Source organism: Lentzea albida (genome assembly GCF_900111005.1).
Taxonomy (GTDB): domain Bacteria; phylum Actinomycetota; class Actinomycetes; order Mycobacteriales; family Pseudonocardiaceae; genus Lentzea; species Lentzea albida.
Genome location: NZ_FOFV01000009.1, coordinates 172,252 through 188,095, shown reverse-complemented (window position 1 = coordinate 188,095; position 15,844 = coordinate 172,252). Strand labels below are relative to the sequence as shown.

General features: G+C 72.2%; 11 protein-coding genes. 6 read left to right on the top strand and 5 right to left on the bottom strand.

Features of this window, described 5'->3' with window-relative positions; all coding sequences use genetic code 11:
- Positions 1-91: 91 nt before the first annotated feature.
- A complete protein-coding gene (locus tag BMY74_RS23405; RefSeq protein ID WP_143091677.1) occupies positions 92-865 on the bottom strand; it encodes an IniB N-terminal domain-containing protein in 774 nt (257 codons plus the stop codon).
- A gap of 233 nt (positions 866-1,098) precedes the next feature.
- On the opposite strand from BMY74_RS23405, the gene BMY74_RS23400 reads away from it, so the two are divergent.
- The 6 genes from BMY74_RS23400 (at position 1,099) to BMY74_RS23375 (ending at position 8,600) form a co-directional block, all read left to right on the top strand.
- Positions 1,099-3,393: a helix-turn-helix transcriptional regulator gene (locus BMY74_RS23400; protein WP_089919476.1), complete on the top strand. Its 2,295-nt coding sequence runs from the start codon at positions 1,099-1,101 to the stop codon at positions 3,391-3,393.
- Between the two features lie 360 nt (positions 3,394-3,753).
- Complete coding sequence (locus BMY74_RS23395; protein ID WP_143091676.1) at positions 3,754-4,509, top strand: hypothetical protein; 756 nt, start codon at positions 3,754-3,756, stop codon at positions 4,507-4,509.
- A 130-nt stretch (positions 4,510-4,639) separates the two neighbouring features.
- Positions 4,640-6,073 carry a serine-rich family protein gene (locus tag BMY74_RS23390; protein WP_143091675.1) on the top strand — a complete coding sequence of 478 codons (1,434 nt, stop codon included), beginning with the start codon at positions 4,640-4,642 and terminating at the stop codon, positions 6,071-6,073.
- A 126-nt stretch (positions 6,074-6,199) separates the two neighbouring features.
- Positions 6,200-7,639, top strand: a complete 1,440-nt coding sequence (locus BMY74_RS23385) for a helix-turn-helix domain-containing protein (protein WP_218159705.1) — start codon at positions 6,200-6,202, stop codon at positions 7,637-7,639.
- A 25-nt stretch (positions 7,640-7,664) separates the two neighbouring features.
- Positions 7,665-8,372, top strand: coding sequence for an ANTAR domain-containing response regulator (locus BMY74_RS23380; protein ID WP_245786317.1), 708 nt, complete (start codon positions 7,665-7,667; stop codon positions 8,370-8,372).
- 24 nt (positions 8,373-8,396) lie between these two features.
- The gene (locus tag BMY74_RS23375) at positions 8,397-8,600 is read left to right on the top strand and encodes a hypothetical protein (RefSeq protein WP_089919469.1); all 204 of its coding nucleotides are present in this window, start codon (positions 8,397-8,399) and stop codon (positions 8,598-8,600) included.
- Positions 8,601-8,614: 14 nt separating this feature from the next.
- On the opposite strand, the gene BMY74_RS23370 is transcribed toward BMY74_RS23375, so the two are convergent.
- The 4 genes from BMY74_RS23370 to BMY74_RS23355 all read right to left on the bottom strand — a co-directional run bounded on the left by BMY74_RS23370 (position 8,615) and on the right by BMY74_RS23355 (position 15,814).
- A complete protein-coding gene (locus BMY74_RS23370; protein ID WP_089919466.1) occupies positions 8,615-10,333 on the bottom strand; it encodes an FAD/NAD(P)-binding protein in 1,719 nt (572 codons plus the stop codon).
- Positions 10,330-11,568, bottom strand: a complete 1,239-nt coding sequence (locus BMY74_RS23365) for an MFS transporter (RefSeq protein WP_089919464.1) — start codon at positions 11,566-11,568, stop codon at positions 10,330-10,332. The genes BMY74_RS23370 and BMY74_RS23365 overlap by 4 nt, the downstream gene beginning before the upstream one ends.
- 432 nt (positions 11,569-12,000) lie before the next feature.
- Positions 12,001-14,535 carry a class III lanthionine synthetase LanKC gene (gene lanKC / locus BMY74_RS23360; protein ID WP_089919462.1) on the bottom strand — a complete coding sequence of 845 codons (2,535 nt, stop codon included), beginning with the start codon at positions 14,533-14,535 and terminating at the stop codon, positions 12,001-12,003.
- A 313-nt stretch (positions 14,536-14,848) separates the two neighbouring features.
- Positions 14,849-15,814 carry a hypothetical protein gene (locus BMY74_RS23355; RefSeq protein ID WP_089919460.1) on the bottom strand — a complete coding sequence of 322 codons (966 nt, stop codon included), beginning with the start codon at positions 15,812-15,814 and terminating at the stop codon, positions 14,849-14,851.
- Between the last annotated feature and the right edge of the window lie 30 nt (positions 15,815-15,844).

Below are 15,844 nucleotides of genomic sequence, written 5' to 3'. Positions count from 1 at the left end.
CGACCGGTGAGGATTGCGGCTGCGAAGACCTGGCGAACGCCGCAAGGCCGCCCCGGGGCGCGGTCGGGGCGGCCTTGCACTGGCGGGTGGGTCAGAGGCTCAGGTCGAGGTCGTTCAGGACGCCACCGACGTTGACGTCGCCCAGCTCGCCGGAGATGTCGCCGATCTTGCCGAGGTCGCCGACGGAGCCGACGCCGGTCACGTCGCCGACGTTGCCCACGTGCGAGACGACGTCGGTGACGTTGCCGACGTGGTCGAGGGAGAGGTCGTTGCCCGTCACGGTGCCGATGGCGGAGGTGATGTCGCCGCTGAGCACGTCGTTCACGCCCAGGTCGCCGGTCTGCACGCCGCTCGTGACGTCGCCGACGACGTCGGTGACGTGCGTCGTGTCGAGGACGTCGGTGCCGTTGGTGATGTCGCCGACGGTGTTGGTGACGTCGAGGTTCGTGACGGTCTCGGTGACGTCGGTGATCTCGGTCCCGGCGACGACGTCCAGGGCGCTCGACGGGTCGCTGAGCACGTCGAAGCCGTTGGTGACGCCGTGCACGGCGGCGGTGAGGCCCGAGACGGCGCCGAGGACCGTGTTGTCGTCGAGCTGCTGGCCGACGGTGTTCTGCAGCGTGCTCATGAGGTCGAGCTGCTGGTCGAGGTCGAGGCCGGAGATCGTCGAACCGAAGTCGCCGAGCGAGGTGACCGGGGCGAAGTCGAGCACGAGCGGCAGGAGCTCCTGGATGTCCGCCGGGTGCACGTCACCGAGACCGGCCGCGTCGAGCGAGCCCTGCGGGTCGAGCTGGAAGGCCGAGCGGGCCTCGGGGTCGCTCAGCAGGTTGAGGGTGAAGTCGTGCAGCGTCTGCGGCAGGGTCACGTCGAACTCCAGTTGCGTCGTTGTGCTTGTGCCACTGAAAGCTACGAAGAGCGGGTTGATCACCGCATCGGGTGACGTGCCTGGTCCTGTCCGTGGGGGACGGATCGGGGGTTGGGGCTACCGCGTGTAGGGGGATAGGGGTGTCTCCCGATCTTCCGGCCGAGACCAAGCCTGAACGGGTGATGCATCGAAGTACCCCGGTAGAGGTCGGCCACCAGGAGGTTCACGCGCTCATGTCCCCGATGCCGGACACGCCCTTGTTGCTCGACGACGGGACGGCCCGGACGCTCGAACGGGCACGCGGCGCGGACCACGTCGTGCTGACCGGGCCCGCCGGGTGCGGGAAGACCACGTTGCTGCGCACCTTCGCGCAGCCGATCGCCGTCGACGACGGGCACGCGCTCGGGGAGGACGAGGCCGACCGGCTGCTGGACGAGGTCCGGGCGGGCGGACGGCTCGTCCTCGCGCATCGGCCGTGGCCGGACAACCGCGTGCTGGGGCGATTGGTCGGCACGTTGCCGGGGACCGTGGTCCGGGTGCGGCTCCGGCCGCTGACGCAGACGCAGGTCCGGTCGCTCGCCGCGCGCGTCCTCGACACCGAGGTGAGCGACGAGGTGGCGGCACGGCTGCACGAGCGGACCGGGGGCACGCCGGGGTTCGTGCTGGACGAGCTGTCGCCCGAGCCGCGCGGCGCGTTCGCCCGCCACCTCGACGAAGTGCCCGTCGCGGCGAACGACCTGCTGCTCGCCCGCGCGCTCGGCGCCCCGTTCGACGTGGGACTGCTCGCGGCGGTTCTCGCGCTGGACCCGCACGCGGTGTCGGAGTCCGCCGAGGCGCTCAGGTCGGCCGGCCTGCTCCGGATCGACGGGACACCGCTACCCGTCGCCGCCGAGGCGGCCGAGGCACTCGCTCCGGCGGAACAGCGCGCGGACCTGCTGCGCAGACTCGCCCTGGCGCAGGTGCAACGGTCGCAGCCGGTGGCCGGGTACGCGCGGCCGCTGCTGGAGCTCGGCGTGGTGGACCCCGGGCTCGCGGACGTGTTCACCGCGGCGGGCCACGAGGTGGTCGATGACGACCCGGCGCTCGCGGCACGGGTGTTCGCCGCCGCCGGTCCGGGCTCCTCCGCACTCCTCGCGCGGGCCCGCGCGCTCAGCGGCGACCTCGACGGGGCCGTGGACGTGGTGGACCTCGAACACGCCGACGCGGACGCGCTGCTGGTCGCCGCGACCGTGCTGACGCTGCGCGGGCAGGTCGGCCGCGGGGGCGAACTGCTCCGGCGCTCGGACAACGGCCTCGCGCTGGGCTTCGCCGTGACCGGTCTCCTCGGTGCCGGACGGCTGGAGGAGGCGCGTGCCGTCCAGTCCGGCGCGCAGCCCGCAGCGTCGCTCACCGACACGCTCGGGCATCGGCTGGCGGGCGTCGTCCTCGACACGGTCACCGGCCCGCCGATGGCCGCCGTCGCCGCCGCGGTGGCCACGGCGGGGGTCAACCAGGCGGGCTCCAGGGCGTCGGTGCAACCGGACAGCCCCACCGCGCTCGCCGCGCTGATCTGCGTCCACGCGGGAGAGCTGTCGGTGGCGAGGTCGTTGCTGGCCAAGGCGGTGCGGGGCGACGGCGGCCGGGGACTGCACGCGGACCGGCACCAGCTGCTGCTCGCCTGCGTGGACCTGTTCCGCGGTGACGTCGAAGAGGCACGACGACCTTCGCGTCCCGACCTCTCCCGGGAGCCGCGGGAGGCCCTGCTCGCGGCGGCGCTGGAGCTCGGCGTCACCCGCCGCGCCGGAGACCTCCACGCCCTGCGCGTGGCGTGGGAACCGGCCCAGCAGGCGCTCGTCGTGCACCCCGTCGACCTCTACACGCTGCTCCCGCTGACCGAGATCGCCGTCGCGGCGGCCAGGATCGGGCAGTTCCACCGGGTGGAGACGCACCTGGACGAGGCGTGGACGTTGCTGCGCGACCTGGGCGACCCTCCGCTGTGGACGGTCCTGCCGCGCTGGAACGCCTTCCACGCGGCACTTCTCCTCGGTGACCGCCCCGCTGCCGAGGTGCACCTCGCGGCGCTGGACGCCGCGGCGGACGCGTTGCCGTTCGGCCGCGCGCTCGCGACCGCCGCGCACTGCTGGAGCGAGGCCGGTCACGGCCACGTGGACCACCTGCGCGTCGAGTCGGCGGCGCGGGAACTGCACGCCCACGGCCTGCGCGCCGACGCGGCACGGCTCGCCGGGCACGCGGCGATGCACACCACCGACCGCAGGGCCATGACGCAGCTGCTCGACATCGCCCGCCAGTTCCACGGCACGAACGGTGGCCAGGGCAACGGGGGCGCCGAGGTCCTGAGCGACCGCGAGCAGGAGGTCGCCGCGCTGGTGCGGGACGGGCTCACCTACCGCGAGGTCGGCGACGCCCTGTTCATCTCCGCCAAGACCGTCGAACACCACGTCACGCGCATCCGCAACAAACTCGGCGCGCGGAACCGGCGCGAGCTCGAACGCGCGTTGGAGGACGTCTCCCTTCCCGCCGCCCGGTGATCACTCGATCAGGTGCAATGGGCCTCGAACACCGATCCGGAGCCGCTGCGGGGTACGGATGTGGTGCGCGAGGATCCGCCAGATGCGGTTCAGCCGGCTCGGGACGGCGCCACGCGGGTCCCTGTGCGTTCCCACCTGTGGACGCACAGGGACGCGGCGCCTCCGGCCACGTGATCACCGTCCGTCGACATCGGACACACGACTCTTCATCACAAAGTAGTCGGAAATGAATGTTTCAAAATAATTAGTTCTCGTGAGCTGCGGAGAAGAAATTTCCCGCACTTTTGTGCAATCCACCCTCTTGGGGGAACCCGAATGCCTTGACGTACAGGTGCTCATTCGGTGAGAGGGGGTGATTGCATGAAGTTGACATGCTCCACAGCGCTCAAGCGGACTTTCGGCGTGGCCGGTTTCCTCATCGGATTCGGCCTTCTCTCGGCGGGGGTCGCGAGTGCTGACGACGGCGGGTCGCCCGGTCCGCTGGGCGGTGTCGCCGGACTTGTCGCGCCGGTGACCGACACGGTCGCGCCGCTGACGAGGGACGTGACGGCGGTGGCCGAGCCGGTGCTCGAACCGGTGCTGGAACCGCTGGCGCCGCTCGTCGACCCGGCGACGCGGGCGCTGGACCCGGTGCTCGAGCCCCTGCGGCCCGTGACCGCGCCGCTGCTCACCCCCGTGGTGAACGCGGTGCGGGACGTGCCGCTGGTTCCGCGGATCGTGGAACCGCTGGTGGCACAGCCCTCCGCCGCGGCGGAGGTCCCGTCGCCGGTGCCCGTGGCACCGGAGACGCCGGACGTTCCGGTGGTCGTGCCGCAGGCGCACGTGGTGGCTCTGCCCGAGCGGGTCGCGGTGGCGGGAACGCCGCAGCGGCACCCGATCTCCGCGCCTGAAGCGGCGCCGCCGACCGAGGCGCCGTCCCCGCCGTCACCTGGCGTGCCGTTCGCTCCGACCGGCACCACGGGATCGGCGTCCTCGACCGGATCGACGGGCCTCGTGCTCTCGGACCTCCCGGCAGAACGGGGAGTTCACGCGGGCGACGGGTCCCTCGTGGTGGTCACCGGCCACCAGATCCACGGGTCGTGGTGTTACTACTACGGCCGGAACCATCCCAGTTGAGCAGTCCTGACGACCAAGCCGGCAGATCACCAAGCTTGATCAACAGGAAGGTTCGACAATGCACAGCTCTGTGCGACGCGGTCTGATGGCCGCAGCGTTCTCGGGAGGATTCCTCCTGTTCGGAACGGCGATGGCAAGCGCCGACACGGGTGGCGACGGCCTCCTGGGCGGCGTCGGCGACGCCGTGCACTCGGTCGTCAACGGCGGCAACGGCGGTGACTCGGGCAAGGGCGGCGACGCCACGAGCTCGAACAACGCCAGGTCCGGCGACTCGGGCGACTCGGGGAACTCCGGTTCCACCGGCGGCAACAGCGCCTACGGCCTGTGCGTGCTGGCCGAGTGCCACACGAACGTGAGCTCGGGTGACTCCGGGAACACGGGCGCGACGGGGTCGACCGGTGACGCTTCCAACCACAGCAACACCGCGGGTGGGAACTCCGGATCCGCCGGCAACGGCGGCGACGCCACCGCGGCGGGCCGCTCGGGCGATTCCGGCGCGAACGCGGGCGACGGCGGCAACTCGGGCAACGGCGGCAACGCCTCCAGCTCGAACAACGCCACGTCCGGCAACTCCGGCGACTCGGGCGACTCGGGTGACACCGGCGGCAACAGCGCCTACGGCGTCTGCGTGCTCGCTGAGTGCCACACGAACGTGAGCTCGGGTGACTCCGGGGACACGGGCGCGACGGGGTCGACCGGTGACGCTTCCAACCACAGCACCACCGTGGGCGGGAACTCCGGTTCCGCCGGTGACGGCGGCGACGCGACGGCCGTGAGCAAGGACCAGAAGTGGAGTCACGACAACGGCTCCACCGAGGCCACCGCGGGCAACGGCGGCAACTCGGGCAACGGCGGCAACGCCACGAGCTCGAACAACGCCACGACCGGCGACTCGGGCGACTCCGGTAGCTCGGGTGACACCGGCGGCAACAAGGCCGTCGTGCGCACGACCGGTTCGGAGCAGGGCCACGGCTGGAACCGGGACGACAAGTCCTGGGACGGCAGCAAGTCCTGGACGACCGTCACGTCGGGCGACTCCGGCGACACGGGTGCCACCGGCTCGACCGGTGACGCGGGGAACCACAGCACCACGGTGGGCGGCGACTCCGGCCCGGCCGGTGACGGCGGCGACGCCTGGGCGGTGACCGAGCAGGGCAAGTCCTGGAAGCACCACGGCAAGTGGGGCAAGCACGGCAACAACGGCTCCACTGAGGCCACCGCGGGCAACGGCGGGGACTCGGGCAAGGGCGGCAACGCCTCCAGCTCGAACAACGCCACCACCGGTGACTCGGGCGACTCCGGGAACTCCGGTGACACCGGCGGCAACTCGGCGGTGGTGAAGAACGAGAACAAGAACAACGGCTGGAAGCACCACGGCTGGAAGAACCACGGCACGCAGTCCTGGACCGAGGTCACCTCGGGCGACTCCGGTGACACCGGTGCCACGGGTTCGACCGGCGACGCCTCCAACCACAGCACCACGGCCGGTGGCCACTCCGGTCCGGCGGGCGACGGCGGCGACGCCGCGTCCTGGACGCACGGGAAGCACTCCGTGAAGGCGTGACCACGAGGTGATCACCAGGGCGGGGCCGGTTCCGACCGGTCCCGCCTTTCGCTGTGCCGTGGAACGCCCTGGGGGTACGTTCGGGTCCGGGAGCATTCGCGGTCACGCGATCGGAAGGGCCCAGCTGTGGAGCACGTGACGATCCGCCCCAGGCAGGTCGGCGACGCCCTCGTGCTCACCCTCCTCGACTCGGTGGGCGCCGTCAGCCCCGCGCTGCTCATGAGGACCCTGATGGTCGCCGCGGCCCCCGGCGCGCGGCTGGTCGTGCTCGACCTGCGGGCCGTCGGACTGGTCTCGGTGCACGTCGCGAGGACCCTGGTCGCGTTCGCGGACAGTTGTGCCGAACGGGGCGTCGGCTGCGTGCTGGTGCCCAACGCGGCGAGCGCCGCCGTCCACCTCGTGCTGGACGTCGTCGACCCCGGCGCCACCGTGCCGCGGTTCGGCACGCTCGACGAGGCGCTCTCCGGACGCGCCGGGGCGGGCGCGGACCCCGCCGGACCGGTGCACAGCCTGTCGTTCAGCGGCACGGACCTGGACCGCGTGGAAAGGGTGCTGAGCAGCGCGTACGCGCCGATGCGGATCAGCAGCGCGAGCGGCCGTGCACAGGTGCACCTCTCTAGGCTCGCCGCCGGCGTGATCAGCGTCGACGAGCTGGCCGTCGGTTTCGAGATGACCTTCGAGGCCGGGCCGATCGGCCGGATCTGCCTCGTGGAGGTCGAGTCGGGCACGGTCGCGGACCACCTGGTGCGGGGACGGCGGAGGTCGCGCACGTTCGGGGCCGGCGACCTCTTCTCCGCACCACCGGACCTGCCGGTCACGGGCCGCGCCGACCACGTCCGCGCCCGCGTCACGCTGCTCGCGCCCGACCTCCTCGCCCAGGTGGCGGGGCCGGACCGGGGGACCAGGCCGCTGGGTGACCGTCCGGTGGACGACGCCGCAGCCAGGCGGCTGCGGTCCGCGATCGCCCACGTCCGCGACACCGTGCTGGCCTCGCCCGAGACCAGTCTCCTGCTCGTGTCGACGGCGTCGCAGTACCTCGCCGCCGCGGTGCTGCAGGCGTTCCCGAACAGCGCGTCCTCCCCGGTGTCCGCGATGGACGACCACGACGCCCACTTCCAGACGTTGCGACGGGCGATGGTGTTCATCGAGTCGAGCGCCGACAAGGCCATCAGCGCCGTGGACATCGCCACGGCCGCCGGAGTCACGTTGCGCGCGGTGCAGCTGTCGTTCCGCCGGCGCCTGGGCATGACGCCGATGGTGTACCTGCGGCGCGTCCGGCTCGACGGGGCGAGGGCCGAGCTCAGGGCCTCCGACCCCGGCGAGATGACGGTCACCCGGATCGGCGCGCGCTGGGGGTTCAGCCGTGCCAGCACGTTCGCCGCGCTCTACCGCGACGCGTACGGCGAGTCGCCCTCGCAGACGCTGCGCGCCGACACGTCCGCGCTTCGCATTCCCGGCGGTCCGGACTTCGCTTCCGCCGGTATTCGCCCTCCGGCCGCCACTGGTGGACTGGACGGCGAACCATTCACCACCGATCCGGGGGAGGCGGGGTATCGCCGCGACTGAGAACGACGACGTCCTCGACGCGGAAGTGGACCACTTCGAGGAGCTGATCCGCAGGCTGCTCCACACCTCCAGCGTGGCCGAGGCCCTCCAGCAGGTCGCCGACGCCGCCGGTGCGGTGGTGGTGGGAGCCGACATGGTCAGCGTGACGGTCCTGGCGCCCGGCGGCGCGTTCCACACCCCGGTCCAGACCGACGAGGTGGCGGCCGAACTGGACCAGGTGCAGTACCACTCGGGCCGGGGCCCGTGCCTCGACGCGGCCCGCGGCGACGGTCCCGGCTACGTGGCGAGCGACGACCTGGGGACCGAGACCCGCTGGCCCGAGTTCGCCGCCGCCACCCGCGGGTACGGCTTCCACGCGGTCCTGTCGAGCGCGCTGTTCTCCGCCGCGGGACCGGACCAGCTCTCCGGCGCCCTCAACGTCTACTCGCGCCGCGTCGACGGTCTCGACCACGCGGACCGCCACACGGCCCTGCTGCTCGCGACGCACGGCTCGCTGGCGCTGGCGCACGCGCGCGCCACCGAGCTGGCGGACCTGCGGCGGGCCCAGTTCCGGCAGGCCATCGACAGCCGCGACGTCATCGGTCAGGCCAAGGGCATCCTGATGAGCCGGCAGGGCATCACCGCCGACGAGGCGTTCGACCTGCTCCGCCGGACGTCGCAGAACCTCAACGTGAGACTGCTCGACCTCGCGACCACCCTCACCGCCCGTCACTCGGAACTCGACGAGCACTGAGTCCCCGCTGCGGGCACGAGATCCGTGACCGGGCACCTCGAGAGAGGTGCCGTCGTCACGTACTTCGCCCCCTCGCCGTTCGCCGAGGTGGCGTTCCGGCGCGCGGTCGCGATCGGACCCGAGATCGCCGATCCGCGCACGAACACCCTGTGGATCCCCTTGATCCGCAGGGATCTGAGCGTCGACATGGTGATGGCGAACCTGGTCGTGGACATCGCTCCGGTGTAGTTCCCGCAGCGGTGTCAGGGCGTGAGCGCCGGGGTCCTGGCGTTCAGTTCGGCGAGGACGCGGCGCGCGGTGTCGTCGTTCTGGCGGAAGAACGGGGCGTTGCGTCCGGGACGGGAGAACGCGCCCAGCGCCCCTCCACCGGCGAACAGGCCCAGCGCCAGGCGGCGCGGATGTGCGTCGCCCGTGTCGTCGAGGACGTGGAACGTGTCCGGGTCCACCGGCACGCGGGTCCTGTTGTGCGCCAGCGGGAGGAGCAACGGGTGTGTGCGGGCGTCGGGGTCGGGCAGGCGGGCCTCGACGAAGTGCCTCGCCCTGACCGCGAACGGCAGGGAGTCCGTGTGCGCGGTGAAGGCGTCGGTGCGGGTGACGCGCAGCCCTGCTCCCAGGAAGTGGAGCAGGCCTGCGCGCGTCAGGGCTTGGAGTTGCTCCAAGCGGTGTGGGGGAGGACCGGACCCCAGGTAGGCGGCGAAGCGCGACAGGACCGCGGCCGTGCGCGCGGTCGACGGGGTGGGCGCCGCCCGTTCGAGCACCTCGCTCACGGTCAGGAGTCCGTGCAGGACCGCGGCGTGCGCGCTGTGACGGGGGTCGGTGGCGCGGGCCACCGCGTGGCGCAGGTGGTCGCGCATCCACGTGTTCAGCGCCGCCTGGTCCGGGAACGAGCGGGTGAGCGGGGCGCGCAGGAAGCTCGTGTCCGCGCGGTCGGCCTGGTCGGGAACGGCCTGCGCGACCAGGACCTCCAGTGCCGGGTCGGTGATCGGCAGCGCGGCGAACTCCGACGCGAAGGCGTCCCACGGCATGCGGGTCCGGGCGGTGTGCGCGGCGAAGAGTTCGCGGTAGTGCGCCCAGACGAGTTCGCGGCACGCGGCGCCTACCAGTTCGCCCGGCGTGGTGGCGCGGGCGAGGAGCGCCGGGGTGAAGAAGCGGGGAGCCCGGTCGGCCAGCGGGGGCAGCACCGGCTTCGGCAGGTAGGGGACGCCTCGGCGGGATCCCGCGTGCAGCACCGGTTCCCGGCCGCTCGGGTGGTAGGTCAGCGAGCCGTCGCGGCCGCGGGTGAAGCGGCCGCCCCGGCCCTGCGTCAGCAGGACGACCAGGTCCACGAACGCCAGGCCCATGCCGGACACCAGGACCGCCTCGCCCGCGGGCAGGCGGTCGAGGTCCTCGTCGCCGGGGCACGACGGGGGCAGGTACGTGCCACCGGTGCGGGCGGCGAAGTCCTGGTGCGCCAGTTGTTCCGGGGTGCGGTGACCGCCCACGTTCCCCTGCGCCAGCACGACCACGTCGGCGACCACGTGCGTGCCGTTCGCCAGGGCGACGGTCTGGCGCGGGCCGTCCGAGAGGGCCACGGCGTTGGTCTGGTGCACGAAAACCCTGACACCGCGCGGGAAAGCGCGTACGGCTCGGTCGAAGCACCACCTCAGGTAGGCGCCACCCTGCCGGCGGGTCGGGAAGACGTCGTCGTCCAGCCCGGACCACTCGGCGAGCGTCGGGCCCGGGGAGATCGGGCCGGCGCAGCGGACGCTGTCGTCGGTGAACATCGTGACGTCGCCCGCGCGCGAGTTCATCAGCATCAGCGGGGACTGGTCGGGGCGCCACACGCGGCCCGCTCCCGCCGGGTGCGGGTCGACCACGTGGATCTCACATCCCGCCGGGAGCAGGGAGGCGTTGGCCGCCAGCCGTTCCAGCAGACCGGTGCCGCGCGGGCCGGCGCCGATGATCGCGAGCACGGCGGTCATACGAGCACCGCCGGTTCCTCGACCGGCGCGGGCCTGCGGGTGACCACCACGGCCCGCAGCAGGGGCACGCAGCCGAGCAGGGCTAGGCCCGCGCACACCCACGCCGTGGGCCGCAGGCCGAGCGCGTCGGCGAGCAGTCCGCCGCCCAGCGCGCCGAGGATCTGGGCCGTCGTGGCGATCGTGCGCAGACTCGCGATGGCGCGGCCGAGCGCGTTCTCCGGCACCAGCTCCGTCAGCGCGCCGCTGAGGCCCACGTTGGCGATCGCGCCGAACACGGTCGGCAGCGCCAGGCCCAGCACGGCGATCGTGACGGCGACGGGCAACGGCCCGCCCGCCGACGGCAGCACGAACGCGGCACCGACGGTGCCCGCGCTTCCCAGCACCGCGAGCGAGTGCAGGCTCATGCGCTCGGCGAGGCGTCCGGCCGCCAGCGAGCCGACGAGCCCCGCCAGGCCGCTGACCGCGAACAACGCGCCGTAGAGCTCCAGCGGCACGTTCAGGTCGCGCAGCAGGAACGGCGCGACGATGGTCGCGAGCGCGCCGACGCTCATCGAACGTACCGCCGTGAACACGCCGAACGTGCGCAGGAACGGGTACTTCGCCACCTGGCGGAAACCCTCGCCGATCTCGCGGTGCAGCGACCGCGGCGCGTCGGCGGGCGGGGCGCCCTGGTCGGGTGCGGTGATGCGGGTCAGCAGGACGAGGCTGACGAGGTAGGTCAGCGCGTCGACCACGAGCGCGAAGGCACCGCCCAGCACGGAGATCAGCACACCCGCGAGCGCCTGGCCGGCTGTGCGGGCGCCGTACTCGCCTGTCTGCAACCGGGCGCGGCCCGCGGTCAGCCGGTCCGGCGGCACGAGGCCGCGCAGGTGCGTGAAGTAGACGGTCTCGACGACGGTCGCGATGCAGCCGAGCACGAAGCACAGCGCGGCGAGCCACCAGATCGTGGCGGCACCGGTGCCGATGCCGAGCGCGACGACGAGCACCAGCGAGGCCGCCGCGGCGTTGCAGCCGATCAGCACGCGGCGCGGTCGGCGCAGGCGGTCGCCGAGGACACCGGCCAGCAGGCCGAAGACGCAGGCGGGCAGGATCGCGGCCGCGCTGACGAAGCCGAGCTCGCTCGGCGACGCGTTGAACACGATGACGCCGAGGGTGGCGATCGCCATCGTGGTGAACGTCGAACCGAAGGTGGAGCTCACCTCGGCCGACCAGTAGTAGCGGAAATCGCGGCTCACGCTGGTCCTCCTGCGACGCGGAGAAGTCCTCTGGGGCGGAAAAGAGCTTCGGGGCGGAGAACGGGGGAGTTCCCCCGCCCCCGCCCCGTGGCACGGCGTGACCTGTGGAAGGTCAGGTCAGCAGACGATGCTGGCGGTGCTCTTGCCCGGCTCGACCTCGACCGGGTTGGTGTAGCCGGCCTCGGTGTTCTCGTCGTCGGCGAGGTTCTGGAGCTCGTTGATGTCGGACATGTCCGTCTCCTTCGTTGAGGTGAAGTGCTTGCTGTGGTGCGGGAAGAGCGGGTGGGGCCAGGTCAGCAGACGATGCTGGCGGTGCTCTTGCCGGGCTCGACCTCGACCGGGTTGGTGTAGCCGGCCTCGGTGTTCTCGTCGTCGGCGAGGTTCTGGAGCTCGTTGACGTCGGACATGACTGCCTCCTCAAGGGTTTTCTTGCTACCGCTCGACTTCGTCGAGGGCGAACAGGGGGTCCGGGTGGTCGTCCAGCACTCCGGCGAGCACCGTCAGCACCCCGGCGGACCCGAACCACAGGTCGCCGCTGAGGCGCAGCGCGTGCTCACCGGGGACGTACGTCCCGGTCTCGTGCGGCACGGCGTACAGGAAGAGACGCTGTGCCAAGGTCTGCGCACGGTCCAGGCTCGCCTGGTCGCCGTGCCTGCGGCCGTGGTCGTGCAGGGCGAGGCTCAGCCCCGCCATGCCGTCGAACAGGCCGCCGTAGTGGGTGAACGAGCAGTTCAGTCCCGTCAGCAGGCCCGGGATCGCGGCGGCGACGCGGTCGTCGCCGGTCGTGGCCAGGTAGCGGCTCGCCGCCATCAGCACACCCGCGGTGCCGGTGCTCAGGTACGGCATCAGCCTGCGGTCGCGGTCCGAGACCCCGAACAGCAGTCCGCCCTCGGAGAGTTCGGCGCGGTCCAGTTCCTCGTGCAGGAGAACCAGTCCCCGCGCGAGGTGGTCCTCGTCCCCGGTCAGCAGACCGAGGTGGTGGTGGAACAACGCGAGCCCGGTCCGTCCGTCGACGAGTCCGGCGGCGTTGTGCCGGCCGAGCAGTTCGGTCGGTGAGCCGGGGATCTCCCCGGCGTGCCGGACGGCCCGGTCCAGGTGGGCGCGGTCGCCGGTGTGCCGGTACAGCGCGAGGTGGGCGAGCCCGACGCCGGCGGAACCGAAGCCGAGCGTCGCGGACCCGTGCAGCAGCGGGTGCTCGTCCGCCCGGGCCAGGAGCTCCTGCGCCTCGGCGATCCTGCCGTGCTCCGCGAGGACGCGGGCCACGCCCGCCTGTCCCGCGACGAGTCCGGGAGGCAGGTCGTCCGCCTCCGCCAGCGCACGGGCGCACAGCCGGTCGAGCAGCTCCTCCGACGGCGTCCCCGCCACGTGCAGCGCGTGCACGACGCCGGCGAGTCCGTGGCCGAAGCCGAGCTTGTTGGTGGCGTAGGACCGGGGACCGAGCGGCACCACACCGTCGGGGTGCGCGGTGCCGCGCAGGCCCGTGATCAGGCCGTCGCGCAACGCCTTCAGGCAGTTCCAGGGGTTCGAGGTGACCTCGTCCGCGGACGGGACGGGGTCGGGCTCGCGGACCTGCGTCGCCAGCGCCCACATCTTCCGCGGCACCAGGCCGTGCGGGTCGAGCTGCGCCTTCAGGTGGGCGAGCACGCCGGGGAACAGGTCGGCCGTCGTGGTGATCGGCGCGATCAACGCCAGCGCGATCGAGGAGAGCGCGTAGTCGTCGTAGCGCACCGGGTCGTCGGCGAACCGCAGCGGGTCGGCCGGGAAGAACCCCGGCGTGCCGATCGGCGTCAGCGGCCCGCCGAGGCGGGTGGCCGTCTCGAAGTCGATGAGCCGGATCCGGTCCTCGTCGTCCACGAGCACGTTGTCCGGGCTCAGGTCGATGAAGGCGTAACCCAAGCCGTGCAACCGTTCCAGCTGCGCGGTCAGTTCGTCGACGATCTTCGCGGCCCGTGCGTAGTAGGCGCGGAAGTCGTCGTCGGTCGCGGTGGACCAGATGATCGGGTTGTGCTCGACCCACCACGAGCGCAGCGATCGTCCCGGCACGAACTCGGTGACCAGGAACTCGTTCTCCAGGTGGCGGAAGTACCGCACCGGTTCGGGGGCGAAGCCGGAACCGGCGCGGTGCAGCTCCTGCAGCACCTCGTACTCGTTGCGCAGCCGGTCCTGGCTCGCGCTGGTGGGGCTCACCAGGCCGTGGTGGCCCCGGCTCTCCTTCACGAACACCGTGCGACCGGTGGCGACGTCGGTGCCCTGGTAGGCGCCGCCGCCGTTGCTGTGACGCAACGCCTTCTCGAACCGCACACCGCCGAACTCCGGAGCACCGGCGCGTTTCGGCGCGTCTACAGAGGACTCGGCGAACGGGTCGGTGATGCCTTCGGGCGTGCTGAACCTCGTGCCGCGCACGTCCGGGACGCTCCGCCCGGCCGCGTCGAGGACCAGCAGCTCGTGCCAGCCCTGCGCGGTGAGCCTGCGCCGGGCGACGAACGCGCCGTAGCGGTAGTGCACGACCCGCGAGTCGCCGAACCGGCGATCGCTGAGCACGTAAGGACCTTCCTCACCGTCGAACGCGGCGGCGAGGTCGCGCATGAGCGCCTCGGCGGTCGCGGCGTCCGGCGGGTAGGCGGCGCAGAACTTGCCCGACTGGCTGCGTTCGGCGTGCTTGTGGTGCGTCACCACGAAGTACAGCGAGCAGCTCAGGTGCTTGAACGCCACGCCGTGCGCCGCGAAGATCGGCGCGGCGACGTCCAGCACGTGCTGGGCGCGGTCGGCGCGGGCCGATAGGTGGATCTTCCAGCCGTCGGTGACGCCACCGAGCTTGTGCGGCGGGTACCAGGCCGTCCACACGTCCTGGTGGTGCTCGCTCCAGTCCGCCGGCATGCCCGTCGCGGTGTACTCGGTGCCACGCCGGGTCGTGCGGCTGAGCGGTGCGTAGAACTCCGGATCGGCGTGCACGAGTGAGATGCTCATTTCTCGTTCCCCTCTCCGGATTCTTTCGGGCTTTTCCCTTGCTCTGGAAACAATTCTGCTTGCCCGCCAACGGGTTCGGAAGGTCGTGGCGCGTCAGCTTCCGGACCGGTCGCGGGCAACAAGATGACCCCGTTGCGGGGTGACGAAAAGGGCGGGCACCCGTGGGTACCCGCCCTTGGTCCGCGCCGGTCTTTTCAGTCCCAGCCGAACGCGCCGATCACGTCGTCGTCCTCGCCGATCCCGTTCGATCCCGCCTTGCGCACCATGTTTCCTCCTGAACAGTGTCACCTGCTGTTTTCAGGGCAATGAGGTCTCAGATCCAGCCGCGCCGCGCGGCTGCCATTCCCGCCTGGAACCGGCTGTCCGCGCCGAGTTCGTCCATGAGCCGCGCGATCCGGCGGCGCAGGTGCCGCACCGACACGCCGATCTGCCGGGCGACGAGCTCGTCGGTCAGCCCGGAGGCGAGCATCCGCAGCACGGACCGGTCGTCGTCGGACGGCGTGCCGGCGGGTTCGGCGAAGTCCTGGGCGCCGTCCCACAACTGCCGGAAGCGGGCGACCAGCTCGCTCACGATGCCGGGCTGGTGCACGACCAGCGCGCCGGAGCCCGCGTCGGTCGGATCGGACGGCACGATCGCGATCCGTTCGTCCAGCAGGATCAGCCGCGCGAGCGGACCCGGCAGGAACCGGATCTGCGCGCCGGACGCCGTGCGCTCGCCGAGCCGGGCACGGGTGCGTTCGGCGCGCAGCACCCGCTCGTCGTAGATGATCCGCATCGTCACCCCGCGGCCCAGGCTGCGGTTGTCGAGCCGGGACGCCTCCGCGCGGGCCGCCTCGCTCGACGCCCGCGCCGGCTGCACCGCGTACACGCTGGAGCGGGTGAAGAAGCACAGCTCCGCGAGCCGTTCGCGGATCCGTTCGGGTTCGGTGATGTGCTCGACCTCGACCGTGCGCGCGTCGTGCCGGAACCCCGCCGCGAGGCCCGCCAGCTCGGTGCGCGTGCCGCCGATCTTCTGCTGGCGCCGCAACGTCTCCTGCTCCAGGCGTTCGATCAGCTCGCCGACCACGACCTCGGGGTCACCGGGCGCGTACCCGCACGGGGCGGTCGCGGCGACCTCCACGACACCGAGGGCGAGCAGTCCGGCCAGCGCGTTCCGCACGGCCGACTCGTCGGTGAGGGTGAGCGACGCGAGGGTGCTGTTGTCCCGCAACGGATCGGCGAGCAGGCTCCGGTACACGCCCTCCTGGACCGCGTCGAAGCCGAGGTCACGCAGCGACATCCCACCACCCCGATCAGTTCCACCGCCTAC